General features: G+C 68.0%; 22 protein-coding genes. 10 read left to right on the top strand and 12 right to left on the bottom strand.

What is annotated here, in order from left to right:
• Positions 1-2: 2 nt before the first annotated feature.
• The 7 genes from ABQE89_RS00930 to ABQE89_RS00900 form a co-directional block, all read right to left on the bottom strand.
• Entirely contained in the window at positions 3-1,160 is a 1,158-nt protein-coding gene (locus tag ABQE89_RS00930; protein WP_448413180.1) for a histidine phosphatase family protein, read from the bottom strand.
• Positions 1,161-1,251: 91 nt separating this feature from the next.
• Positions 1,252-1,695: a nitroreductase family deazaflavin-dependent oxidoreductase gene (locus ABQE89_RS00925; protein WP_448413178.1), complete on the bottom strand. Its 444-nt coding sequence runs from the start codon at positions 1,693-1,695 to the stop codon at positions 1,252-1,254.
• Between the two features lie 64 nt (positions 1,696-1,759).
• The gene (locus tag ABQE89_RS00920; RefSeq protein ID WP_448413176.1) at positions 1,760-2,218 is read right to left on the bottom strand and encodes a nitroreductase family deazaflavin-dependent oxidoreductase; all 459 of its coding nucleotides are present in this window, start codon (positions 2,216-2,218) and stop codon (positions 1,760-1,762) included.
• A gap of 16 nt (positions 2,219-2,234) precedes the next feature.
• Positions 2,235-2,822 (bottom strand): hypothetical protein, encoded by a 588-nt coding sequence (locus tag ABQE89_RS00915; RefSeq protein ID WP_448413174.1) that lies wholly within the window; start codon positions 2,820-2,822, stop codon positions 2,235-2,237.
• A 113-nt stretch (positions 2,823-2,935) separates the two neighbouring features.
• Positions 2,936-4,102: a hypothetical protein gene (locus tag ABQE89_RS00910; RefSeq protein ID WP_448413172.1), complete on the bottom strand. Its 1,167-nt coding sequence runs from the start codon at positions 4,100-4,102 to the stop codon at positions 2,936-2,938.
• A 110-nt stretch (positions 4,103-4,212) separates the two neighbouring features.
• Entirely contained in the window at positions 4,213-5,394 is a 1,182-nt protein-coding gene (locus tag ABQE89_RS00905; protein WP_448413170.1) for a hypothetical protein, read from the bottom strand.
• 93 nt (positions 5,395-5,487) lie between these two features.
• The gene (locus ABQE89_RS00900; RefSeq protein ID WP_448413168.1) at positions 5,488-6,666 is read right to left on the bottom strand and encodes a hypothetical protein; all 1,179 of its coding nucleotides are present in this window, start codon (positions 6,664-6,666) and stop codon (positions 5,488-5,490) included.
• A gap of 1,211 nt (positions 6,667-7,877) precedes the next feature.
• On the opposite strand from ABQE89_RS00900, the gene ABQE89_RS00895 reads away from it, so the two are divergent.
• Positions 7,878-8,279 carry a DUF8021 domain-containing protein gene (locus ABQE89_RS00895; RefSeq protein WP_448413166.1) on the top strand — a complete coding sequence of 134 codons (402 nt, stop codon included), beginning with the start codon at positions 7,878-7,880 and terminating at the stop codon, positions 8,277-8,279.
• Between the two features lie 27 nt (positions 8,280-8,306).
• Here ABQE89_RS00895 and ABQE89_RS00890 read toward each other — a convergent pair whose 3' ends face one another.
• Entirely contained in the window at positions 8,307-9,470 is a 1,164-nt protein-coding gene (locus tag ABQE89_RS00890; protein WP_448413164.1) for a steroid 3-ketoacyl-CoA thiolase, read from the bottom strand.
• Between the two features lie 128 nt (positions 9,471-9,598).
• Here ABQE89_RS00890 and ABQE89_RS00885 point away from each other — a divergent pair, with 128 nt between their 5' ends.
• Genes ABQE89_RS00885 through ABQE89_RS00860 form a run of 6 tightly spaced genes read left to right on the top strand, consistent with a single transcriptional unit; the run spans position 9,599 to position 15,569 of the window.
• On the top strand, positions 9,599-10,849 hold the full coding sequence (locus tag ABQE89_RS00885; protein ID WP_448413162.1) for a cytochrome P450: 1,251 nt from the start codon (positions 9,599-9,601) through the stop codon (positions 10,847-10,849).
• Positions 10,850-10,872: 23 nt separating this feature from the next.
• Complete coding sequence (locus ABQE89_RS00880; protein ID WP_448413160.1) at positions 10,873-11,880, top strand: acyl-CoA dehydrogenase family protein; 1,008 nt, start codon at positions 10,873-10,875, stop codon at positions 11,878-11,880.
• Complete coding sequence (gene fadE29, locus ABQE89_RS00875; RefSeq protein WP_448413158.1) at positions 11,871-13,034, top strand: acyl-CoA dehydrogenase FadE29; 1,164 nt, start codon at positions 11,871-11,873, stop codon at positions 13,032-13,034. Before ABQE89_RS00880 ends, fadE29 begins: the two co-directional genes overlap by 10 nt.
• Positions 13,031-13,999, top strand: a complete 969-nt coding sequence (locus tag ABQE89_RS00870) for a bifunctional MaoC family dehydratase N-terminal/OB-fold nucleic acid binding domain-containing protein (protein ID WP_448413156.1) — start codon at positions 13,031-13,033, stop codon at positions 13,997-13,999. Before fadE29 ends, ABQE89_RS00870 begins: the two co-directional genes overlap by 4 nt.
• A complete protein-coding gene (locus ABQE89_RS00865; RefSeq protein WP_448413154.1) occupies positions 13,996-14,403 on the top strand; it encodes a MaoC family dehydratase in 408 nt (135 codons plus the stop codon). The genes ABQE89_RS00870 and ABQE89_RS00865 overlap by 4 nt, the downstream gene beginning before the upstream one ends.
• Positions 14,403-15,569: a 17-hydroxy-3-oxo-4-pregnene-20-carboxyl-CoA lyase gene (locus ABQE89_RS00860; RefSeq protein WP_448413152.1), complete on the top strand. Its 1,167-nt coding sequence runs from the start codon at positions 14,403-14,405 to the stop codon at positions 15,567-15,569. Before ABQE89_RS00865 ends, ABQE89_RS00860 begins: the two co-directional genes overlap by 1 nt.
• 12 nt (positions 15,570-15,581) lie before the next feature.
• Here ABQE89_RS00860 and ABQE89_RS00855 read toward each other — a convergent pair whose 3' ends face one another.
• Positions 15,582-16,124 carry a hypothetical protein gene (locus tag ABQE89_RS00855; protein ID WP_448413150.1) on the bottom strand — a complete coding sequence of 181 codons (543 nt, stop codon included), beginning with the start codon at positions 16,122-16,124 and terminating at the stop codon, positions 15,582-15,584.
• A 529-nt stretch (positions 16,125-16,653) separates the two neighbouring features.
• Between ABQE89_RS00855 and ABQE89_RS00850 the strand changes: the two genes are divergently transcribed.
• Together ABQE89_RS00850 and ABQE89_RS00845 are read left to right on the top strand one after the other, a co-directional pair.
• A complete protein-coding gene (locus ABQE89_RS00850; RefSeq protein WP_448413552.1) occupies positions 16,654-18,087 on the top strand; it encodes a hypothetical protein in 1,434 nt (477 codons plus the stop codon).
• A gap of 307 nt (positions 18,088-18,394) precedes the next feature.
• Positions 18,395-18,976 carry a hypothetical protein gene (locus ABQE89_RS00845; RefSeq protein ID WP_448413148.1) on the top strand — a complete coding sequence of 194 codons (582 nt, stop codon included), beginning with the start codon at positions 18,395-18,397 and terminating at the stop codon, positions 18,974-18,976.
• Between the two features lie 27 nt (positions 18,977-19,003).
• Here the strand turns inward: ABQE89_RS00845 and ABQE89_RS00840 are convergent, their stop codons facing one another.
• From ABQE89_RS00840 to kstD, 3 genes are all read right to left on the bottom strand, one after another.
• Positions 19,004-19,771 (bottom strand): MPT63 family protein, encoded by a 768-nt coding sequence (locus tag ABQE89_RS00840; protein ID WP_448413146.1) that lies wholly within the window; start codon positions 19,769-19,771, stop codon positions 19,004-19,006.
• 211 nt (positions 19,772-19,982) lie between these two features.
• Positions 19,983-20,843: an enoyl-CoA hydratase ChsH3 gene (locus ABQE89_RS00835; protein WP_448413144.1), complete on the bottom strand. Its 861-nt coding sequence runs from the start codon at positions 20,841-20,843 to the stop codon at positions 19,983-19,985.
• Position 20,844: 1 nt separating this feature from the next.
• Positions 20,845-22,527 (bottom strand): 3-oxosteroid 1-dehydrogenase, encoded by a 1,683-nt coding sequence (gene kstD / locus ABQE89_RS00830; RefSeq protein ID WP_448413142.1) that lies wholly within the window; start codon positions 22,525-22,527, stop codon positions 20,845-20,847.
• Positions 22,528-22,600: 73 nt separating this feature from the next.
• Between kstD and ABQE89_RS00825 the strand changes: the two genes are divergently transcribed.
• Complete coding sequence (locus tag ABQE89_RS00825) at positions 22,601-23,386, top strand: 2-keto-4-pentenoate hydratase (protein ID WP_448413140.1); 786 nt, start codon at positions 22,601-22,603, stop codon at positions 23,384-23,386.
• Positions 23,387-23,397 lie beyond the last annotated feature (11 nt).

Below are 23,397 nucleotides of genomic sequence, written 5' to 3'. Positions count from 1 at the left end.
TCTCAGGCCGCCGCCTGAGAAGGGGCGCTGTCGGTTTCGGTCGTCCCGGTCTCAGCTTCAGCCTCGGTCGTCTCGTCTCCGTTGGTGTCTGTACTGGAATCGGTGCCGAGGCTGTCGGTGTCGTCCTCGGCGGTTTCCTCTGCCGAATCGGACGGGTCCTTCACCGCCGAGTTCTGTGCGCCGGGCACTGTCTTGTTGCCGTTGGTCAGATCCGTTGCGCCGTTGCGTTTCACCCGTTGTGAGAGGGTGACCGCATTGTCGAGCGCCGCACTCTCATCCTCAGCCTCGTCCTCGTCGGAGCCCGTGACCTCGGGGGCGAAGTCGGCGGTCATCTCCGGTTCGGCGTCGGTCGGGGTGAGTGCGCGCCCGATGTCGTGCAGGAACGTCTGCGGCGCCACCACCAGGTCGCGGACCGTGACGAACAGCCTCGTGACAAGCGATGGTTGCGCGTCGACGGGCACGCCGGCCCAGTTCACCAGGGTCCAGCCGTCCTCGTGGCTGCCTTCGACGACGACCGTGTCGGTGTTGGCGAGTTGATGGCTCAGCAGCAGTCCGAGGTCGGGGTTGTCCACGTTCATCATCACCCAGAACATGATCGTCGCGCCGTGGGAGAACGCCACCGCGTTCTCGTCGCCGTTGGCCTGGATCTGCCGGATCGCGTTGTCCACCCGGGCGTCGAACGCGTTACCGTCCTCTCCGCCGAGGACCGGCACGAACCGCAGCCCCAGCGTCCACGCCACCGGCGCCAGCGCGTAGCCGAGGCGGCCCAAACCGTCGCGCTCCGACGAACCCTCGAAGATGCCGGCCGAGATCTCCCGAAGCCCGGGCAGCACCTGAAACGCGGTGCCCTCGGGAAGCAGGTCGAGCAGCGGTTCGGCGGTCTGCTGGGTGCGAAGCATCGACGACACGTAGATGCCGTCGTAGTCGTTCCCGGCGAGCACGGCGGCCACCTGGGCTGCCTGCTGTTGCCCCAGCGCCGTGATGCCGGGGCCGGGAACCGACGTGTCGATGACGCCGTCGGCGTTGGCCGCAGACTCCGCGTGGCGGACGAAGGTCAACGTCATCGCCCATGCCGGGACCGCCGATACGAACAGCACCACCGCCGCCGCGAGCGCGGTGATGGTGGTCAGGACATGTCGCCGGGTGGAAGATCTGCGCATCACAACTCCGCCTGTCGCACCGGAACGTGTCCGCAAACCGTACGTCAGCTCAGCGCAGGGCACAGACGATTCCGGCAAATGACGCCGGCCGTCACGGCTCGCACACCACCAGCGGAATGACCCGCCCGGCAGCCTTCCGGTAGCCGCGATACGGCGGATAGATCCTGACCAGCTTGGGCCAGTACCGTTTTCGCTCGTTCCCGGTGGCGTCGCGGGCCACCAGGTCGACGTGTTCGGCGCCGATCTGGATGTGCACCTTCGGGTTGGCCTTCAGGTTGCGATACCACCCGGGGTTGTCGTCGCGGCCGCCGAACGAGGCGGGCAGCACGACCCGGTCGCCGTCGCGCAAATACAACGTGGGGGTGGTCCGGGGTCTGCCGCTCTTGCGGCCCGTCGTGGTCACCAGCGCGGCGGGAAACCACAGCAGGCGCGAACCCAGCCGGCCGTCGGTGTGTCGATAGAGCCAGATGTGGCCGCGGGCGAAATACTTCATCGCCATCGCGAGCGGTCGTGAGTTACGGATCGTGCCGGCCATGCCTGTGTCTAGCCGTGACCAGGCATCCGCAAACCCTATGTGTCGGGGTCGACGCCGAAGCCGATCAGCTGGGCTCGCACACCACCAACGGGATCACGCGCTCAGTCCAGGACTGGTAGTCCTCGTAGGTCGGGTACATCGCGACCAACTGCGGCCAATAGCGGGCTCGCTCTTCGTCATTCGCGTCACGGGCGGTCAGCGCGAGGATTTCGTCCTTGATCTGAACCTGCACCTTCGGGTCGGCCTTGAGGTTGCCGTACCACATCGGATTGCGGTCGCTGCCGCCGCGCGAGGCGGCGACGACGACCTTCTCACCGTCGCGCAGGAAATACAGCGGGCTCACCCGGGGTTGGCCGGTCTTGCGGCCGGTGGTGGTCAGCAACGCAACGGGGATGTTCTGAAAGGTTCCGCCGAGACCGTCGCCGTTGTTGCGCCGATACATCCAGGTGTTGAGCTTGGACATCCATTTGATGACGGCGTCGCCGCCCTTGGTGTCCATGAAGCGTGGACGCGATTTGGGCATGAGTGCTGCAGTAGACCTAGGTGGTCAGGCAGACGGGGGTGGAGCCGTCACATGACGGAAGTGCGTCTGCTGCCGGCGGCGCGCCCACGCCGCCGGCGTTGGCGGTGCCGCCCGCGTCGCCTGCGGCACCCGAGCCGCCGGCTCCGCTGCCGCCGGTCGCTGATCCTCCGTAGCCGCTACCGCCGACCGAACTTCCTCCAGCGCCGCCTGCCCCGCCGCCGCCGGTGACGCCACCCACGCCGCCGCCGGAGATGCCGCCGTTACCGCCCGTGGAGCCGCCGCCCGGGCCCCCACCACCGGTGACTCCGCCGCCACCACCCGGACCGCCGGTGCCGGCGCCGCCGTTGGCCGAGCCTCCATTGCCAGCGCCGCCCGTGGTGTTGCCGCTGCTGGCTGATCCGCCTGCGCCGCCGCTGGCGTTTCCGCCATTGGCCGACGCGCTGCCGCCGTTCTGCAGCGGCAACTCACCCCACAGCCCCACACCGCCGGGGGCCGCCGTCAAATGGCTCGACGCGTCGTCGGGCACGGCGAGGAATCCCGCGAACGAGACAGCCAGGGCGCCCGCGAACGCGGTCGCGACTGCGCGCCTGTTGAGATTTTGCACTTGACCGACTCCGTACTTTGTCGAGCGAATACGACTACTGTCCGACGCCGTTGCCGGGCCGTCGATTGGTCGACGACCCGGCAACGAATGCGTCAGCTCACAGCTGCCTTACTTCAGAAGGGCAAGAAGCTGGTGAGCAACCCGAGCAGGCCGCCACCGCCGCCTCCGCCGGAACCGCTGGTAGCCGAGCTACCACCGCCGAAGAGGTCAAACAGCGCCGTAAGCGAGGTGGAGATGCCCGACAGGAAGCTGAACGACCCGCCGTTGCCACCGTTGCCGGTGCCGCCGGCGCCGCCGCCTTCGCCGCTGCCGCCCAGACCCGAGCCACCTTCGCCGCCGCCGCCGGTGCCGGAGCCACCTTGTGAGGTGCCGCCGCCGCCGCCATCGCCGCCCGCGCCGGTCTCGCCACCGGCGCCGCCGGCGGACGCGCCGCCGTTGCCGCCGGTCGAACCGCCGCCTGCGCCACCGTCACCGGTTTCGCCGCCAGCGCCTCCTGCACCACCGGAGCCTGCGCCGCCGTTGGCCGAGCCGGCGTTGCCCACGCCGCCGGTGATGTCACCGGACGAGGCTGCGGCGCCGTCGCCGCCGTTGGCCGAGCCCGCGTTGGCCGTGGCGTCGCCGCCGTCGCCTGCATCGCCGGTGTCACCGCCCGCGCCGCCGTCGCCGCCCGGGCTCTCGCCGGCACCGCCTGCGCCGCCGGCGCCACCTGCGCCGCCCGCACCGGAACCACCACCGGCGCCCGCGGTTGCGGTCCCGCCTGTCGAGGCACTGCCCGCGCCTCCTGAGCCGCCGGTGGTGGCGCCGCCAGAGGCTGTGCCACCGGTGCCTGCGCCGCCTGTGCCGCCTGCACCGCCGGTGCCCGCACCACCAGCGCCGCCGTCGGCATCACCGCTGCTGCCGCCTGTGCCGCCGTTACCGGCAGGACCGCCGCTGGCTCCGTCACCGTCGCCGCCGTTGGCCGACCCGCTGCTGCCGCCTGCGCCGCCGCTGGTCTCCCCGGAGCCACCGCCGGTGCCGCTTCCGCCGGTGCCCGCGGCGCCGGTACCGGCGCCGCCGGTACCGCCTGCTCCGCCGGTGCCGCCGGTGTTGTCACCGTTGCTGTCGCCGCCTGCGCCACCGCTTTGCAGCGGTAGATCGCCCCACGCACCGCCGATGCCGGCCGGTGCGGCCAGCAGCTGGCTCGAGGCGTCGTCGGGCACCGCCAGGAACCCGGCGAAGGAGAGCGCGAGTGCGCCCGCAAACGCGGTCGCGGCGTGTTTCTTGAGCTTGTGATCGTGCATTTGACCCACCCCTGCTTGTCGTGTTGATGGAGGACTGATGTGACGCCGTTGCCGGGCCGCCGATGGGCCGACGACCCGGCAACGATGCGTCAGTTCACAGCTGTCTTGGCTCAGAAGGGCAAGAAGCTGGTGAGCAATCCGAGCAGGCCGCCTCCGCCGCCTCCGCCGGATCCGCTGACGGCCTCGCTGCTGCCGCCGAAGAGGCTGAACAGCGCCGAGAGCGAGGTGGAGATGCCCGACAGGAAGTCGAACGACCCGCCGTTGCCGCCGTTGCCGGTGCCGCTGGCGCCGCCGCCTGCGCCGCTGCCGCCGACACCCGAGCCGCCGGATCCGCCGCCGCCGATGCCGTCGCCACCCTGCGAGGTGCCGCCGCCGCCGCCTGCGCCGCCTGCGCCGGTCTCGCCGCCCGCGCCGCCGGTGGACAGGCCACCGTTGCCGCCGGTCGAGCCGCCGCCCGCGCCGCCTGCGCCCGTCGCGCCGCCGCTGCCGCCTGCACCACCGGTGCCGGCGCCGCCGTTGGCCGAGCCGGCGTTGCCCGTGCCGGCGGTGATGTCACCGGACGTGGCCGCGCCGCCGTCGCCGCCGTTGGCGTCGCCGGCGTTGGCATTGGCGTCGCCGCCGTCGCCCGCGTCGCCGGTGTCACCGCCCGCGCCGCCGTCGCCGCCGCCGCTGCCGTCAGCACCGCCGGCGCCGCCGGCACCGCCCGTACCGCCCGCACCGGACGAACCACCGAAGCCTGCGGTGGCGCCGCCGCCGGTTGAGCCACCGGCCGGGCCGCCCAAGCCGCCGGTGGTCGATCCGCCGGCCGCTGTGCCGCCGGTGCCGTCGCCGCCGGTGCCGCCGATGCCACCGGTGCCGGCACCGCCGACAGCGCCGTCCGCGCTGCCGCTGTCGCCGCCGTCGCCGCCGTCGCCTGCGGCACCGCCATTGGCGGGACCGCTGCTGCCGCCGTCGGCGCCGCCGCTGTCCCCGCCGCTACCGCCGTTGGCAGGTCCAGAGCCACCGCCGGTGCCGCTTCCGCCCGTGCCCGCGGCGCCGGTACCCGCGCCGCCGGTACCGCCGGCTCCGCCGGTACCGCCGGTGCCGTCACCGTTACTGGTGCCGCCGGAACCACCGTTCTGCAGCGGCAGGCTGCCCCACGCGCCACTGACGCCGGCCGGTGCGGCCAGCAGTTGACTTGACGCGTCGTCGGGCACGGCCACGAAACCCGCGAACGACAGCGCAAGTGCGCCGGCGAACGCCGCAGCGGCGGACCGCTTGGCAGCCGGGGAGTACTTCTTTTGATCTCGCATTTGAGTTTCCTTACTGGAGATGGAGTTTGGGTTCCGGTGCCGGGACGCCGACGGATGTCGACGGCCCGGTCACCGGTGCATCGGCTGGGTTACCTAGAACGGCAGGAAGCTGGTGAGCAGGCCGAGAAGGCCACCTCCTCCGCCGCCGCCTCCGCCGATGGAGCTGCTGCTGCCTCCGAAGAGGTTGAACAGCGCCGAGAACGATGTGGCGATGTCCGACAGGAAGCCGAACGAGCCGCCTCCGCCGCCATTGGCTGTGCCGCCGGCGTTGCCGCCTGCGCCGCTGCCGCCGACGCCGCTGCCACCGGTGCCACCGCCGCCGGTGCCGTCACCGCCGACCGAGGTGCCGCCGTCGCCGCCGCCACCGCCGTCACCGGTCGTGCCGCCGGCTCCGCCGACGCTCGCGCCGCCGTTGCCGCCGGTCGAGCCGCCGCCGGCGCCGCCCGGTCCGGTGTTACCACCGTCGCCGCCTGCGCCGCCGCTGCCGGTTCCGCCGTTGGCCGATCCGCCGTTGCCGTCACCGCCGGTGATGTCACCGGATGTGGCCGCGCCACCTGCGCCGCCGCTGGCATCGCCGCCGTTGGCGTTGGCCGTGCCACCGGCGCCACCGGCGCCGCCTGCGCCGCCTGCGCCGCCTGCGCCACCCGGGCTATTGGTCGCGCCGCCGTCGCCGCCGCCGCCGCCGTCGCCGCCGGGGCCGCCGGTGCCACCTGCACCCGCGGTGGCCGTGCCGCCGGTCGAAGTGCCACCGGCACCGCCCGAACCGCCGGTTGTCGTGCCGCCGGTGGCAGCACCGCCGGTGCCTGCGCCACCTGTGCCGCCTGCGCCGCCGGTGCCATCGCCGCCCGGACCACCGCCAGCGTCACCGCTGTCGCCACCGTCGCCGCCGTCACCGGCGCTCCCACCGTTGGCGGGACCGCTGCTGCCGCCGTCGGCAGAGCCGCTGGAGCCGCCGTCGCCGCCGTTGGCCGGTCCGGAGCCACCGCCCGCACCGTCGCCGCCGTTGCCGGCTGCACCGGTGCCTGCGCCGCCCGTGCCGCCGGCACCGCCGGTGCCGCCGGTGTCGCTGCCATTGCTGGTGCCGCCGCTACCGCCGGACTGCAGCGGCAGGCTGCCCCATGCGCTGCTGACGTTGGCCGGAGCGGCCAACAGTTGGCTTGACGCATCGTCGGGCACCGCGAGGAAGCCCGCGAAGGAAAGCGCCAACGCGCCCGCAAACGCGGCCGCCGCGGACCGCTTGGCCGCTGGCGAGTACTTCTTCTGATCCTGCATCTCTGTGTCTTCCTTACTTGTGTCGTGGGCGCCTCACCGCACCCTCAGTAATTACTGATGTCATTGCTTACGACTGAATTCGAATGCCCCTCGCTCGAATCGCTATGTCACGGACATCGCCTGCTTATTGCAGCCCGCGTCGAAATGGGCGGCCCCCGCGATATCTCGGCGAGGTTGAGCAGCCACTTCGAACGCTTTGGGCAGGTGTATGCCATCGCGGCAGGACCTCTGCGAGGCCGTCCGCCCCAGGTTCGCTGGCTTGACACAATCGGTAACGCCTCCCCCCACTACCTGAAGCAAAGCTGAGTGCTTGCTGAGCAGTGGCGACTAACTCTATGGCTTTGCTGAGTTGCGCGTCAAGCATTTGGGCATGTCGGCTGGGGCGAATGAAGCCGCGAGGTTTCCTTCGTCGCCGGCGCGCTTCGCGGACCGGCTTGCGGCGCCTCTGCAGCGCAGCCGCCGTAGATGCCCGTTACAAGATCGTTATGCGTCTGAACTGGAGCTTTTTTGGGTCAGGGCAACAGTTGAGCTCGCTCTGATCAGTATCGATCCGAGATCTGCGGGTGGATCGCCGAGACGTGGTCGTGACCGCTCGGCAACGTCACCGGGCCGAGACCGTTCGACGGTATCCGGGATAGCAGACATCGATGTGGTGCGAACGAGAGCAACGCCGAGGGGGAGCGCCGCCCAGGGCCAAGGATAGTTTGCGGAGCCGCAAAGATTGCGCGCTCTAGGGCGGAGCTCGGCTACGAGTGAAATCAACCTTAGAGTCAACTGAGCGTTTTTCGGGCCGTTTTGGCTTTTTGCTATCGAAAAAAGTTGGTGTTGGTGCCATGAGATTGGCCACAGCCATCTGGCCGGCGGACCGCCGCGGTCGACTCCGAATGTGTGCCACGAATGCCATATATGTCCCAGTTATGGGATAGGTATCGCGAACGTGGGTTATCGCGGTTTGCTGAAACTTGCTCAGGAAAGCTTCTTTTGGCTATGTCTGCGTTGATATTGATCGCCGTGACGGGACCATTGATCAACGGCAATTTACGAAAGCGTTATATGACGAAATGCCCTCATAGGCTCGGGTGAGTTAACAGATCTCTACTCGATTGTTCCGACTCAGCCAATTGACGTGATGTCCAACAATGCGCGAGATGTCGAGTTTGGCAAACTCGAGGCGCGCGCCGGGACACACCGCCGAGTGCGTCCTGCGCGAAATGTCCATCTATGCTCTGCCCGTGCCTGAAGTCTCGGATACGGACCGCATCGCGGCCGCCGACTCCTATATCGACGCCCTGGCCTCGCACCGCGCCGACGACGTTCCGTTCGCGCCGGACTGCGTCCGCATCGAGCAGGGCATCAAGACCGGGTTCTCGGGAAGCCATCTGCGCCGCAGCCTGAACCGTGGGCTGCAGTATCGGATCATCGAAGCCACCACCGACCGCTCGTTCACCGTCGACGGTGACCACGTGCACGCCACGTTCACCGTCGTCACCAAGGCGAAGTTCGCAGGCCGTCGCGTCGTCGCTCCGGTCCGCGAGACCTTCCTGATCCCGGCCACCGACGGCAAGATCCACCACATCCGGGCACGGTTCAGCCCGACAATCCGGCGCGGCTGACACATGCGCCGGCGCGTCGCCTGACCCCTAGATGCGCTCGATGATGGTGCCGGTGGACAACGCGCCGCCTGCACACATGGTGATCAGCGCGGTGCTCTGATCGGTGCGTTCGAGCTCGTGCAGGGCGGTGGTGATCAGCCGGCTGCCGGTGCTGCCCACCGGGTGGCCCAACGCGATCGCCCCGCCGTTCACGTTCACCTTGTCCATATCGGCGTTGTGCACACGGGCCCACGACAGTACGACCGACGCGAAGGCCTCGTTGATCTCGGTGATGTCGATGTCACCCATCTTCATCCCGGCTTTCTCCAGCACCTTGGCGGTCGACTGCACCGGACCGTCGAGGTGGTAGTACGGTTCGGCGCCGACCAGAGCCTGGCTGACGATCCGCGCCCGCGGCCGCAATCCCAGAGCCTTGGCCTTGGCCTCGTCCATCCACAGCACCGCGGCCGCGCCGTCGGAGATCTGCGACGACGTGCCCGCGGTGTGGATTCCGCCCTCGATCACCGGCTTGAGGCCCGCCAGGCCCTCCAGCGTGGTGTCGCGCAGCCCCTGATCGCGGGTGACGACGTGACGCTCGCTGGTCGGCTGCTTCTGCTCGTCGAGCACCGGCGCCTCGATACCACTGATCTCGCGGTCGAACCGGCCTTCGGCCCAGGCCTGCTTGGCCTTGGCCTGCGACTGGAAGCCCAACTCGTCGATGTCCTCGCGAGTGATGCCGCGGCGCTTGGCGATCCGCTCGGCGGCGGTGAACTGATCGGGCAGGTCGATGTCCCACGACGACGGACGCAGGATGCTGCGGTCGGGTCCGGCGTTGGCGCCCAGCCCCACCCGGCTCATCGCCTCGATGCCGCAGGCGATGCCGATGTCGATGGCGCCCGCCGCGATCAGGCCCGCGATCAGGCCGTTGGCCTGCTGACCGCTACCACACTGGCAGTCCACCGTCATGGCGCCGACGTGCTCAGGCAGCCCTGCCACCAGCCAACTCACCCGGGTGATGTTGTTGGACTGCTCGCCGAACTGCGTGACGCAGCCGCCGATGACCTGCTCGACGTCGCTGGCGTCGATCCCGGCCTTGTCGACCAGAGCCTTCTGAGTGGCACCCAACAACTCCGTGGCATGCAGGCCGGACAACCAGCCGTTCCGCTTACCGATCGGGCTGCGAGTGGCTTCAACGATGACAGGGTTACCCATTCCGTCAGGCTAGAACACGTTTCATTACTCTGACAAGCGACGATGCCGACCTGCCTTTTATCTGCGAAGAAGGCATGTTTTACTGGCACTAGAACACGTTGCAGAAGTGTTGCAAAGGAGCCCACCGCATGCCTTGCCCGAACCTGCCGAAGGGTTTCGACCCCCTCGATGCAGAGCTGAACCTCAAGGGTCTGCCCGTCGCCGAACTCGCCGAACTGCGCAAGTCCGAGCCCATCCACTGGGTCGATGTGCCCGGCGGAACCGGCGGATTCGGCGACAAAGGTTACTGGATCCTCACCAAACACGCCGACGTCAAGGAGGTGTCGCGGCGCAGCGACGTGTTCGGCAGCTCGCCCAACGGCGCGATACCGGTCTGGCCGCAGGACATGACCCGCGAGGCCATTGACCTGCAGCGCAATGTGCTGCTCAACATGGACGCCCCGCAGCACACCCGGCTGCGCAAGATCATCTCCCGCGGGTTCACTCCGCGGGCGGTGGGCCGTCTCGAAGACGAACTGCGGGCACGCGCGCAGAAGATCGCCGAGACCGCCGCGGCCCAAGAGTCCGGAGACTTCGTCGAGCAGGTCTCCTGCGAACTGCCGCTGCAGGCCATCGCCGAATTGCTCGGCGTACCGCAGGACGACCGCGACAAGATCTTCCGCTGGTCCAATGAGATGACCGCGGGTGAGGACCCCGAGTACGCCGATGTCGACCCGGCGATGTCGTCGGTCGAGTTGATCCAGTACGCGATGAAGATGGCCGAGGAGCGCGCCGAGAATCCGACCGAGGACATCGTCACCAAACTGATCGAAGCCGACATCGACGGCGAGAAGCTCACCGACGACGAGTTCGGCTTCTTCGTGGTGATGCTGGCCGTCGCGGGTAACGAGACCACCCGCAACTCGATCACCCACGGCATGATCGCGTTCATGCAGAACCCCGACCAGTGGGAGCTGTACAAGAAGGAGCGGCCGGAGACCGCCGCCGACGAGATCGTCCGCTGGGCCACCCCGGTTTCGGCGTTCCAGCGCACCGCGCTCGAGGACGTCGAATTGGGCGGGGTCACCATCAAGAAGGGCGAGCGGGTGGTGATGTCTTACCGGTCGGCCAACTTCGACGAAGAAGTGTTCGACGATCCGCACACCTTCAACATCTTGCGCGACCCGAACCCGCACGTGGGTTTCGGTGGCACCGGCGCGCACTACTGCATCGGCGCGAACCTGGCCCGGATGACGATCAACCTCATCTTCAACGCGGTCGCCGACCGCATGCCGGACCTCAAGCCGATCGGCGAGCCCGAGCGGTTGAAGTCGGGGTGGCTCAACGGCATCAAACACTGGCAGGTTGACTACACCGGAAAGTGCCCGGTCAAGCACTAGACAGCTCGCAAGGAGGAAATTCGGTGGACTTCAGTCCAGACGAAGGGCAGCGGGCTGTCGCCGATGTGGTGACCTCGGTGCTCGAACGTGAAAACGGCTGGGATGCACTGGTGGCGGGTGGGGTCACCGCACTTGCGGTGCCCGAGCGCCTCGGCGGTGACGGCGTCGGTCTTGCCGAGGTCGGCACGGCGTTGACGGAGATCGGCAGGCACGGCACCGTCAGCCCCGCCCTGGCCACGCTCGGCTTCGGACTCGTGCCCCTGCTCCATCTGGCTTCCGAGGCGCACCAGGACCGCTACCTCGCCGGTGTGGCAAAGGGCTCCGTGTTGACCGCGGCGCTCAACGAACCGGGCGCACCGCTGCCCGAACGGCCCGCGGTCACCTTCAAGAGCGGCAAACTCAACGGCACGAAGATCGCCGTACCGTATGCCGCACAAGCGGATTGGATGCTTGTCACGGCCGACAACGCGGTCGCGGTCATCGCCCCGACGGCGGCCGGGGTTCAGCTGACCAAGACGCCGACCTCCGGTAAGGGCGAGGAGTGCTCGATCACCTTCGCCGACGCCGACGTCGACGGGGTCCTCGACGGCGCGGACGCGCGACGGGTCAACCAGTTGGCGCTGGCGGCGATCGGGGCGTACGGATCCGGCCTGGTCGCCGGTGCGCTCCGGCTCACCGCGGACTATGTGGCCAACCGTCATCAGTTCGGCAAACCGCTCTCGACGTTTCAGACGGTGGCGGCGCAACTGGCCGAGGTCTACATCGCCTCGCGCACGTTGACATTGGCGGCCACCTCGGTCCTCTGGCGGTTGACCGAGGACCGGGACGCCGACGAGGATCTCGCCGTCCTCGGTTACTGGCTGGCGTCTCAGGCGCCTCCGGTGATGCAGCTCTGCCATCACCTGCACGGCGGCATGGGCATGGACATCACCTACCCGATGGACCGCTATTACTCGTCGATCAAGGACCTCGCCCGCCTGGTGGGCGGTCCTTCGCACCGTCTGGACCTGGTGGGAGCGCAATGTTCATAGATCTGACGCCCGAACAGAAACAACTGCAAGCCGAACTGCGAGAGTACTTCTCGAAACTCATCTCCCCCGAAGAGGCCAAGGAGATGGAGAAGGACCGCCATGGCAAGGCCTACCGTGCGGTGATCAAGCGGATGGGCTCGGACGGCAAGCTCGGGGTGGGCTGGCCCAAGGAGTTCGGCGGGCTGGGCTACGGCCCCATCGAGCAGTCGATCTTCGTCAACGAGGCGCAGCGCGCCGACGTTCCGCTGCCGGCGGTCACGCTGCAGACCGTCGGACCCACGTTGCAGGTGTACGGCAGCGAGGCGCAGAAGAAGAAGTTCCTACCGGCAATCCTCGCGGGTGAAGTGCATTTCGCGATCGGCTACACCGAACCTGAGGCCGGCACCGACCTCGCGTCGTTGCGCACCACCGCGGTCCGCCAGGGTGACGAATACATCGTCAACGGGCAGAAGGTGTTCACCACCGGTGGGCACGACGCGGACTACGTCTGGCTGGCCTGTCGCACCGATCCCGACGCGGTCAAGCACAAGGGCATCTCGATCCTCATCGTCGACACCAAGGATCCCGGCTACTCGTGGACGCCGATGATCCTGTCCGACGGCGCGCATCACACCAACGCCACCTACTACAACGACGTCCGCGTCCCGGCCGACATGCTGGTCGGCGAGGAGAACGGCGGTTGGCGGCTGATCACCACCCAGCTCAACAACGAACGGGTGATGCTCGGGCCCGCAGGCCGGTTCGCGGCCCTGTACGACCGGGTTCATGGGTGGGCGGCCAAACCGGGCAGCAACGGCGTGGCCGCAATCGAGCACGACGACGTCAAGCGCTCGCTGGGTGAACTCAAGGCCATGTGGCGTATCAACGAACTGCTCAACTGGCAGGTCGCGGCGTCCGGTGAGACCATCGACGTTGCCGACGCCGCGGCCACGAAAGTGTTTGGCACCGAGCGTATTCAGTACGCGGGTCGACTCGCCGAGGAGATCGTCGGCAAGTACGGCGATCCGGCCGACGCGCACACCGCAGAACTGCTCGAGTGGCTTGACAGCCAGACGAAACGAAATCTGGTGATCACGTTCGGCGGAGGTGTCAACGAGGTGATGCGAGAGATGATCGCTGCTTCAGGGTTGAAGGTTCCGAGGGTTCCGCGGTGAGCGCCGTCGAAGACATCCAGAAGGCGGCCGAACGGGTCAAAGCCGAAGGCAGGAGCAAGCCGCGGTTGGCCCGGCATCCGGTCAACCAGCCGATGATCGACCACTGGCTCGACGCGATGGGCGACAAGAACCCGATCTACGTCGACGAGTCCGCGGCCACGGCGGCAGGGCATCCGGGCACCGTGGCCCCGCCCGCGATGATCCAGGTGTGGACGATGATGGGCCTGGGCGGTACCCGGCCCGACGACGATCCGCTCGGCAAGATCATCGAGTTGTTCGACGAGGCCGGCTACATCGGTGTCGTGGCCACCAACTGCGAGCAGACCTACCATCGCTACCTGCGGCCAGGTGAGCAGGTCAGCGTCACCGCCGAGTTGACCGACGTGATCGGACCCAAGAACACCGCATTGGGTGAGGGCTTCTTCATCACGCAGAAGATCACCTGGCAGGTCGGCGATGAGGATGTCGCCGAGATGCTTTGGCGCATCATGAAGTTCCGGCCCGCCGACGAGGACGCCACTGGCGCGGGCGCCTCGGTTCCAGACGATCTGGACGCGAGCTCGATGATGCGACCGGCCACCTCGCGCGATACGAAATTCTTCTGGGACGGCGTCGACGCCCACGAACTGCGCATCCAAAAGCGCCCGGACGGCACGCTGCAGCACCCGCCGGTGCCCGCGCTGTGGCAGGACAAGACCCAGCCGACCGACTACGTGGTGGCCTCCGGTAACGGCACGGTGTTTTCCTTCGTCGTGCACCACGCGCCGAAGGTGCCCGGCCGCACCCTGCCGTTCGTGATCGCGCTGGTCGAACTCGAGGAGGGTGTGCGAATGCTCGGCGAACTGCGCAATGTCGACCCCGCCACCGTGGAGATCGGGATGCCGGTGCGGGCAACGTTCATCGACTTTCCGTCCAGCGACACGGGCCCGGCCTGGACGCTCTACGCGTGGGAGCCGAGCCGATGAGCGCTCCCACGGTGCAGGTGGGCACCAAGCTGCCCGAACTGTCGCTGTACGGCGACCCGACGTTCATCGTGTCGACGGCGATCGCGACCCGCGACTATCAGGACGTCCACCACGACCGCGACAAGGCGCAGGCCAAGGGTTCCAAGGACATCTTCGTCAACATCCTCACCGACACCGGCCTGGTGCAGCGCTACATCACCGACTGGGCTGGTCGCACCGCGGTGATCAAGTCGATCGCGCTGCGACTGGGGGTGCCGTGGTACGCCTACGACACGGTGACGTTTCGGGGTGAGGTGACCGACGTCGCCGACGACGGCGTGATCACGCTCAAGATCGTCGGCTCCAACAGCCTTGGCGATCACATTATTTCGACGGCGACACTGACAATCGGAGGGAACGCCTGATGCCGGGTGAACTGTCGGGCAGAGCGGCGATCGTCGGGATCGGCGCCACCGACTTCTCCAAGGACTCGGGGCGCAGTGAGCTGCGGCTGGCATCCGAAGCCGTACTCGACGCGCTCGACGACGCCGGACTGACCCCCGCCGACGTCGACGGCATGGTCACGTTCACGATGGATTCCAACACCGAGGTCGCGATCGCGCGCGCGATCGGCGTCGGGGATCTCAAGTTCTTCTCCAAGATCCACCACGGTGGCGGTGCGGCGTGCGCGACCATCCAGCAGGCGGCACTCGCCGTGGCGACCGGTGTCGCCGATTGTGTTGTGGCCTACCGGGCTTTCAACGAGCGATCGGGCGTGCGGTTCGGCCAGGTGCAGACGCGGCTGGTGGAGAATGCGGACTCGACGGGAGTGGACAACTCCTTCTCGTTCCCGCACGGGCTGTCCACACCGGCCGCACAGGTGGCCATGATCGCCAGGCGCTACATGCATCAATCCGGGGCCACCAGCAGGGATTTCGGGGTGGTGTCGGTGGCCGACCGCAAGCATGCCGCCAAGAATCCCAAGGCCTACTTCTACGAGAAGCCGATCACCATCGAGGACCACCAGAATTCACGCTGGATCGCCGAACCGCTGCGGCTGCTGGACTGCTGTCAGGAGACCGATGGCGGAGTGGCGCTGGTGGTGACGTCCGTCGAGCGGGCCAAGGACCTCAAGCACCGGCCCGCGGTCATCGAGGCGGCATCACAAGGCTCGAGTCCCGACCAATATTCGATGGTCAGCTACTACCGCCCAGAGCTCGGCCTGCCCGAGATGGGGCTGGTGGGCAGGCAGCTGTGGGAGCAGTCGGGGTTGACACCGACCGACATCCAGACCGCGATTCTCTACGACCACTTCACCCCGTTCACCCTGATCCAACTGGAGGAGCTGGGTTTCTGCGACCGGGGTGACGCCAAGGACTTCATCGCCGACGGCGCCATCGAGGTCGGCGGGAGGTTGCCCATCAACACCCACGGCGGCCAACTGGGGGAGGCCTACATCCACGGTATGAACGGCATCGCCGAGGGCGTCCGCCAATTGCGCGGAACCTCGGTCAACCCGGTCCCCGACGTCGAGCATGTGCTCGTCACGGCGGGAACCGGCGTGCCGACCTCGGGGCTGATCCTGGGCTGAGGCGTCGGGCAGTCAGGCGCACATCTTGGCGATCTGGTCGCTCGCCGCGGTGGCGCCCTGCAATTTGGCGGCCAGGTTGGGATCGGTGTTGGACACGTCGGCGAGTTGATTCATGCCGATGTCCTGGAGCGTCTCGGCGAACGAGCGTACGGCGTCCGCCAGGTCCGTGGGAGTGCCCGGATCCAGGCGGGTCAGCAGATACTCGCCTCCGCCCAGCGTCGCCAACCTGGCGTTGCCCGCCACCGCGGACTGGGCAACCGGGTCGACGCCCAGGTTGGTGTTGGTCTGGATGGCGACAGCCTTGCGGACCAGCTCGAAGGCGCTGCACACGCGCTTCTTGGCGTCCTCGGGCGCCCTGGCGTGGTCGGCGGTCGACTGCGTGGCGTTGCCGGCGGGCTCAGCTTGTGACTGCACGAGCGCCCAACCGGCGATGACGACGGCGATCACCGCGATAACCAGGGAAACCGGAGCCACCCATCGCGTCGGCGATGCCTTTGCTGGCTCGGACGGCGTCCCGTTGTCGCTGGTCTCCGCGTTCACTTCATGCGTACCCATGAAGCGATGGTAACCGCGGCGTCCGGCGCAGGGTCGACGGCCCATCGGCGTTCTGTGCCCTGCATGCGCGATGGCGAACGGTCGGCAGTGCTTGGCACCTGAGATAGCTAACTTCCAGAAAATCAACTCAAATGAAAATTATGTTGCTGGAACAGTGCTGTCACCCCCGATTTGCACTCAGTGACATCCGAATTAACTGGCTTGACACCTGTTCACGCCCCGGGGGCGTGCGTCCGCACGATGACTGCAAATTTACTAGGAACGGACCTTGGCATCCTTGACACCCTATTGAGCAAACATTTAACGTGAGACACATCTTTCCTCGAGGAAAGTATTTCGACGTCGCTGGTAGATGCGACTCACGTAAAGGGGGTGGACCACCGTGTCCCACTACTGCGAGGCCAATTCACCGAAGGCCCCGGTTCTTCCGTATTTCACGACAGGCTTCGCCGGAGCGGCGATGATCGGGGTTGGAATTTTGCTGGCGGCGCCCCCGGGCGCGCCTGCTCAGCCTGTCGACAGCTTGACGGTGCAACTGGTCAACGACGAGTCCGATGAGCTCTGGTGGATCGGCTCGGGCGGCGACCTAGCCGGGTTGAACGCGTTCACCCCGAATTCGCTGTTCGCCGCGTCGGGCTCATGCGGAATCGTCTGCAATGGCGCCGACGGCACCGCCGAGAATCCGGCCGGCCAGAACGGTGGCCTGCTGTTCGGCAACGGGGGCAGTGCATTCGCAGGCAGTGGTCTCGATGGCGGTAACGGCGGACTGTTCGGCGGCAACGGCGGTAATGGCGCCGATGCCACCGCCGCGGGTACTGCGGGCGGCAATGGTGGTAGCGCTGGAGCGTTTGCGTTGTTCGGCAACGGTGGCAACGGAGGCAACGGAGCGGCCGGTGACGCCAGCAACGACGGCGGCAGCGGCGGCAACGGCGGAAGCGCGGGCCTCTTGTTCGGCAACGGCGGCAGTGGGGGCAATGGCGGCGCAGGCTGGAACGCGCCGGACGCGGTCAACCCGACCTGGAACGGCACCACGGCGCCGACAGGGGACCCACACTTTCCACCGCCGGGCGGCCAACCACCCGTCGTGGGCGACGGCAACCAAACAGGTCAAAACGGCGGACCGGGATTCGACGGCGGACCAGGCGAAGCCGGCGGCGCCGGAGGTAACGGCCAGGGCGCAGGCTCCCTGAATCCCGTGCCGCCCGACAACAGCCCCGACGCCACCGGCGGCGCGGGTGGTCCCGGTGGGTCCGGCAACGCCGGGGGCCCGGGCGGGTCCGGGGGTGAGGGCGGATTCGCCGCATCCGGCCAGGGTTCTGCCTCGGGCGGACCCGGCGGTGCCGGCGGCACTGGCGGCACGGGCGCCGACGGCGGCACCGGTGGCGCAGGTGGCGGCGCGTTGAGCCCGATCTACAGCTTCGGTGGCGAAGGCGGCACCGGTGGCGACGGTGGGACCGGCGCGGCGGGAGCCAGTGGCACGAACGGCGGCAGCGGCGGTGCCGGTGGCCGCGGCGGCATGCTGTCGGGCACCGGTGGCGACGGCGGAGAAGGCGGTCTCGGAGGTGACGGCGGCGACGGTGCCGCCGGCGGCAACGGTGGCGATGGTGGCGCCGGCGGCCCCGCAGCCGGAAGTGAGTTCGGTAGCACTCCCGGAGGCGGTGGTTCTGGCGGAACCGGCGGTTCCGGCGGCGCAGGCGGCGATTCGGGCACGGGTGGTTCCGGCGGACCTGCCGGCGCGGGAGGAATCTTCTTCGGCGACAGCGGAAGCGACGGGGCAGGCGGCGAGGACGGTACCCCCGGCACCGGCGGGGTCGGGGGCTCTGGCGGAACCGGCGGCGAGTCCGGCGCGGGGACCGCGGGCGGCGGTGGCACCAGCGGTGAGTCGGGCGCCACGGGCTCGGGTACCACAGGCGGAGCCGGTGGTGCCGGCGGAACGGGCGGAACCGGCGGAAACGACGACTAAAGGCACCGGGGTGCCTCGGGGCGAAAGTCGATTGATTGGAGTGAATTTCAGCGACGCGTAGTGCGTCTCTGGCTGGCCTCACGCTGTGGACACATACTCGCCTACTACCCTCAGTAGCGCCGACGAGATCATGGGGGTTGGGCAAGTGTCAGACAGGCGCACGGAGCCGGCGGAACCCGATGACGAGGACACCGGGCCACTGCGTGTCCCAACGCCGCCGGCTCCCCCCGGACCGTGGGCGGGCCGGTTCGACACGCCACTGACCGTGACGCCGCGCCCGGTGCGCAAACCGCGAACGACAAACGCTGTGCTGGTTGCCATTGCGGGCATCCTCGCGGTGCTCGTCGTCGGTGGCCTGGTCTTCTGGCTGATTCGCTCCCCGTCGGAAGACGGCGCAGAACCGCCGAGCGCGGCACCCGCGGAGCCGACCACCGCTGCGCCCTCGCGGGAGGCTTCGCCCGCCGCCCAGCACGAGGCGCAACTGCAGCGGCTGTTACCGCCGGGCTATCCGGCCGACGCTTGTCATCCGGCGCCTGCACCGAAAGACGCGCTGGCGCAGGTCAACTGCGAGCGCAACGTCGATCCCGGCGGACCGCTGGCCGCAACGTTCACGCTGTTCGCCGAGAAGGCGGCGCTGGATGCCGCGTTCAACGAAGCGATCGCCACCGCGCAGCAGGTCAACTGCCCGGGCAACATTCAGTCACCGGGCCCGTGGCGGCGCAACGCCACCCCGGACCGGGTGAGTGGCACGCTCTACTGCGGAACGCAGGAAGGTCGGCCCACCGTGGCCTGGAGCGACGACACCAAGCTGGTTCTCAGTGCCGTGCGGTCCGGACCGCAGGGACCGACCTTTCCCGAGTTGTATGCGTGGTGGTCGTCCCACTCGTGACTCGCCGGTGCGACGAGCCCGACTCGATCAGGGAGTCGGCAGGTAGGTGCTGGGGGTCTGCGACTCGTCGCCGGCCGGAGCCGGGGTGCCCTCTGCCGTCGCGGCGGGCGTGCCCTCCGTCGCGCCCTCGGCAATCGGGGTGCCCTGGCTGCCTTCAGGAAGCGGGGTGCCCTGGCTGCCCTCGGGCAGTTCGGTGCTCACCGCTGCAGGAGCCGCGGGCGTCTCCTCAGCCGGGGTGGCGGCCGGTGCGGCCTCGGGGGCCTCGGACACATAGCTCCCGGTGCTCGACGGGGCCGCGCTGCGCGCCGACGGCGCCGGCTGTGTCCAGACCAGCAGGTCCTGGCCGCCGGCGTTGTACACGACGCTGGTCGGGGCGGCGCCGGTGACGTCGAAGTAGATCTTGCCGGTGGTCTCCTGCCCCTCGGCGAGCGTCGACGGGTTCACGCCCTGCTCGGTGGCGGCGCCGAACAGCGCCCGGTAGTTCGTGCCGTCCTCGGCGCGGGCGTTGAAGTTCGACACGATCGGGGTCGCGGCGCCCTGGATTGCTTGGTCGGTGGCGGTGGCCTCCCACAGCGTCCCGGTCACCGGGTAGGAGATGACGTCGGAGCTCTGCTTGAGGTCGCTGATGGTCCAGCCCTGGATGACGGCGCCGTCGACCAGTTCGGCCTGGCTTCCGAGCGGTTGGCTGACGACTGCGGGTTCCTGCGTCGCGGCGTCGGCGGAAACGATCGGCGCGCAAATGAGAGCTGCGGCCGCGGTTGATGCAATGACACCGGTAACGGTCGTGATCTTCACGGTATTGCTCCTGACTCGTCCGATTGCTGGGATGGTCACTAAAGCGAAAGTATCAGGTCATTGTACGTATGGGGCGTTCGGATGAGTTGCGGCACTGGCCAATAGCGCCACCGGCGGTATGTCTGGGCAAACCGCACCACGGGTGGCGCTTGACGGCTCAGCCGCGAGTTTCGTCGAAAGCTCGCACTGTCGGGCAAACCATCGAGACCCGTCAGGCGGGTATCAGTTCCACTCCGGCGAGCGCCACCGCGTCGTCACGTTCGGGCGCGGTGACCACGGCGGTGAAGGCGTCGCCGTCTTTCCAGATGCTGGCCCGCAGCGTCTCACCGGGGAACACCACACCGGCGAATCGCGCGCCGTAACTGGACACCCGGGCGGTGTCACCGTCGAGCAGCGTGTCCACCATCGCCTTGCAGGTCATGCCGTACGTGCACAAACCGTGCAGGATCGGCCGCGGAAAGCCTGCGGCGGCGGCGAATTCGGGATCCGAGTGCAGCGGATTGCGATCCCCGCACATCCGGTACAGCAGTGCCTGCTGCGGGGACACCGGAATGGCGATCTCGTAGTCCGGTGCGCGAGAAGGCGGTTCGGTCGACGTTGACGGGCCGCGCTCACCGCCGAAGCCACCCTCGCCGCGGGCGAAGATCGACCGCTTCTGCGTCCACAACAGCGTGCCGTCGGGCGAGGTGACCGTTGTCTGTGACCAGATGACCGCCGCCTTGCCCTTGTCCCAGATGTCGGTGAACCGGGTCACCGCGATGCCGGTGCCCGACGGCGGAATCGGACCGGGGGCGATGACCGCCTCGCTGGCGTGCAGCACCTTGGACAGTTCGATGTCGATGCCGGGGAACTGCACGGTCGGTGGCTTGGTCATGTGGAAACTCTGTGCCACGTTGGCGAAGGTGGGGAGCACCTGCGGGGTGTCGTCGGTCAGATAGCGCAGCTCACGCGGGTCCATCGGATCGGAGCCCGCGCCGAGCCCCAGGTGGTACAGCTGGATATCACTACTGGTCCAAAAGAACTCGGCGGCAGGCAACTCCGCGCCGAGCGCCTTGTCGAGATCGATGGGCATGCTAACTCTTTCCTGCGAGGTGAAGCGCGGCAAGGTAGCCGAATGTCATGGCCGGGCCGATGGTTCCGCCCGGTCCCGGGTAAGTATGTCCCATCACCGGCGCGCTGACGTTGCCCGCCGCGTAAAGCCCGTCGATCACCGCGCCGTCGTCGCGTAATGCGCGGCCGTGTACGTCGGTGCGGATACCGCCCTTGGTGCCGAGATCGCCGGGCACCATCTTGGCGGCGTAGTACGGCGGATGGCTGATCTCGCCGAGGTTCGGGTTGGGCTTGTTGGTGGGGTCGCCGTAATAGCGGTCGTAAGCGCTCTCGCCGCGATGGAAGTCCTGGTCGACACCGTCGCGCGCGAAGCCGTTGAACCGCTCCACCGTCGCCTCGAACGCATCGGCCGGCAACCCGGCCTTGGTGGCCAACTCCCCGAGGGTGTCGGCGGTGACGATGACGCCGGACTCCAGCCACTTCTTCGGGATGCGCTGTCCGGGTTGAAGACCCGCGAAGATGTAGCGGTCGCGGTACTGCTGGTCGAACACCAGCCAGGCGGGAATGTTCTCACCAGGGCCGGGGCCCTGGCCGTGGACACCGCCGTACATGTGATGGCAGGCCTCGACGTAGGGCATGGATTCGTTCATGAACCGCTTACCCGCCATGTTGACGATGATCGAGCCCGGCGAGTTGCGTTCGGACAGTGCGAACCACGGCGCGTCGACCAGGGGGACCGTCGGACCCCACCATGCGTCCTCCATGATGTCCAATGCCGCACCGAGCTTTTCGGCCGCCAGGATGCCGTCACCGGTGTTGGCCTTGGCGCCCACCGTCCACTCGGTGCTGATCGGGGCGCGCTGATACTTCACCCGCATCTGTTCGTTGTGCTCGAATCCGCCCGACGCGAGAATCACTCCGCGCCGTGCCCGGATCAGTTCGGGCGCAGTGCTTTCCGGCGCGTTCGCATCCCGGACATAGATGCCGCGGACGACGCCGTCCTCGATGTGGAGGTCGGTCAGCGCGGTGTTGAGTCGGACCGGCACGCCTGCCTCGCGCAGCCCGATGCGCAGCGGAGCGATCAGGGCGCGGCCCATACCGACGAGGTTCTTGCCGGTGACCTTGCCCCATGTGGCGCGGATGCCGACCTTGAGGCTGCGCAGCAGCCCGCGGGGATGACGCTTGAGCTGGTTGAGCCGGACATAGTCCTGCTGCATGACCACCATGTTCATCGGAACCTTGCCGTATGGCGGCTCCAACTGGTCCATGTCGGGACCGAGCTTTCTGGCATCGAACGGTTTGGGCTCGATCGAGCGCCCGCCCGGCCGACCGCCGGGGCTCTCTGGGTAGTAGTCGGAGTAGCCGGGCACCCAGCACATCCTCAGCGGCGTGTGCTTGAGGACGAACGACAGCATCTCGGGCCCGCGGTCGAGGTAGGTGTCGATGCGCTCGGGTGCGACGACGTCACCGATGATGCCGTGCAGGTAGGTGCGGGCGTCCTCCGCCGTATCGGTGACTCCGGCGCGCTGGAGTACCTCGTTGTTGGGAATCCACACCCCGCCGCCGGACCGGGCAGTGGAACCGCCATAGTGCGGTGCCTTCTCGACGACTATCGTCGAGAGTCCCTGGTGAGCGGCGGTGAGGGCGGCGACCATGCCAGCGGCGCCGCTGCCCACCACGACGACGTCATACTCCTGTCCGGTCATGTAGAACACGTTATAGAATTGCCCGGCCGACCTACAACTGCGCCGGTCGACGAAACGAGGGGACTTCACCCAGATGCTCAGTTCCGAGGTTCGTGAACAGCTGGCGGCCGATCTGGCTCAGGCCGAGCGCAGCCGGGTGCCGATCTCGCCGCTGACCGACGGCCATCCAGACATCGACGTCGTCGATGCCTACGAGATCCAGCTGATCAACATTCGGCAGAAGGTCGCCGAGGGCGCCAAGGTGATCGGTCACAAGGTGGGGCTGTCGTCGAAGGCGATGCAGCAGATGATGGGTGTCGACGAACCCGACTACGGGCATCTGCTCGACGAGATGGCGGTGTTCGAGGACAAGCCGGTGAAGTCGGCGAATTATCTGTATCCGCGGGTCGAGGTCGAGGTGGGTTTCATCCTGGCCGAGGACCTGCCGGGCGCGGAGTGCACCGAGGCTGACGTGCTCGCGGCGACGGAGGCGTTCGCGCCCGCGATCGAGTTGATCGACACCCGCATCACCGACTGGAAGATCAAACTGTGCGACACCATCGCCGACAACGCGTCCTCGGCGGGTTGGGTACTCGGGAAGAACCGGGTCTCGCCGGCGGACATCGACATCACCGCGATCGATGCGGTGTTGACCCGCAACGGTGAGGTGGTGGCCAAGGGCCGCAGCGACGCGGTGCTGGGCAACCCGGTGACGGCGGTGGCGTGGTTGGCTCGCAAGGTGGAGAGCTTCGGGGTGCGCCTCAAGGCGGGTGACATCGTGTTGCCCGGGTCGTGTACCAAGGCGTTCGACGCCACTCCCGGCGCCGAATACGTCGCCGATTTCGCCGGGCTGGGCTCGGTGGGTTTGAATTTCGAATAGTCGAGGAGCTA

It is taken from the genome of Mycolicibacterium sp. XJ1819 (assembly GCF_053483675.1).
This window is presented reverse-complemented; position numbering and strand designations above follow the sequence as displayed.

What these genes read in the sequence shown, in the direction of transcription:
- ABQE89_RS00895 (WP_448413166.1), top strand. Translation starts at nt 7,878, where the DNA reads ATGTCCATCTATGCTCTGCCCGTGCCTGAAGTCTCGGATACGGACCGC.
- ABQE89_RS00925 (WP_448413178.1), bottom strand. Translation starts at nt 1,695, where the DNA reads ATGGCCGGCACGATCCGTAACTCACGACCGCTCGCGATGGCGATGAAG.
- ABQE89_RS00865 (WP_448413154.1), top strand. Translation starts at nt 13,996, where the DNA reads ATGAGCGCTCCCACGGTGCAGGTGGGCACCAAGCTGCCCGAACTGTCG.
- fadE29 (WP_448413158.1), top strand. Translation starts at nt 11,871, where the DNA reads ATGTTCATAGATCTGACGCCCGAACAGAAACAACTGCAAGCCGAACTG.
- ABQE89_RS00855 (WP_448413150.1), bottom strand. Translation starts at nt 16,124, where the DNA reads ATGGGTACGCATGAAGTGAACGCGGAGACCAGCGACAACGGGACGCCG.
- ABQE89_RS00860 (WP_448413152.1), top strand. Translation starts at nt 14,403, where the DNA reads ATGCCGGGTGAACTGTCGGGCAGAGCGGCGATCGTCGGGATCGGCGCC.
- ABQE89_RS00920 (WP_448413176.1), bottom strand. Translation starts at nt 2,218, where the DNA reads ATGCCCAAATCGCGTCCACGCTTCATGGACACCAAGGGCGGCGACGCC.
- ABQE89_RS00885 (WP_448413162.1), top strand. Translation starts at nt 9,599, where the DNA reads ATGCCTTGCCCGAACCTGCCGAAGGGTTTCGACCCCCTCGATGCAGAG.
- ABQE89_RS00890 (WP_448413164.1), bottom strand. Translation starts at nt 9,470, where the DNA reads ATGGGTAACCCTGTCATCGTTGAAGCCACTCGCAGCCCGATCGGTAAG.
- ABQE89_RS00905 (WP_448413170.1), bottom strand. Translation starts at nt 5,394, where the DNA reads ATGCGAGATCAAAAGAAGTACTCCCCGGCTGCCAAGCGGTCCGCCGCT.
- ABQE89_RS00930 (WP_448413180.1), bottom strand. Translation starts at nt 1,160, where the DNA reads ATGCGCAGATCTTCCACCCGGCGACATGTCCTGACCACCATCACCGCG.
- ABQE89_RS00900 (WP_448413168.1), bottom strand. Translation starts at nt 6,666, where the DNA reads ATGCAGGATCAGAAGAAGTACTCGCCAGCGGCCAAGCGGTCCGCGGCG.
- ABQE89_RS00910 (WP_448413172.1), bottom strand. Translation starts at nt 4,102, where the DNA reads ATGCACGATCACAAGCTCAAGAAACACGCCGCGACCGCGTTTGCGGGC.
- kstD (WP_448413142.1), bottom strand. Translation starts at nt 22,527, where the DNA reads ATGACCGGACAGGAGTATGACGTCGTCGTGGTGGGCAGCGGCGCCGCT.
- ABQE89_RS00825 (WP_448413140.1), top strand. Translation starts at nt 22,601, where the DNA reads ATGCTCAGTTCCGAGGTTCGTGAACAGCTGGCGGCCGATCTGGCTCAG.
- ABQE89_RS00835 (WP_448413144.1), bottom strand. Translation starts at nt 20,843, where the DNA reads ATGCCCATCGATCTCGACAAGGCGCTCGGCGCGGAGTTGCCTGCCGCC.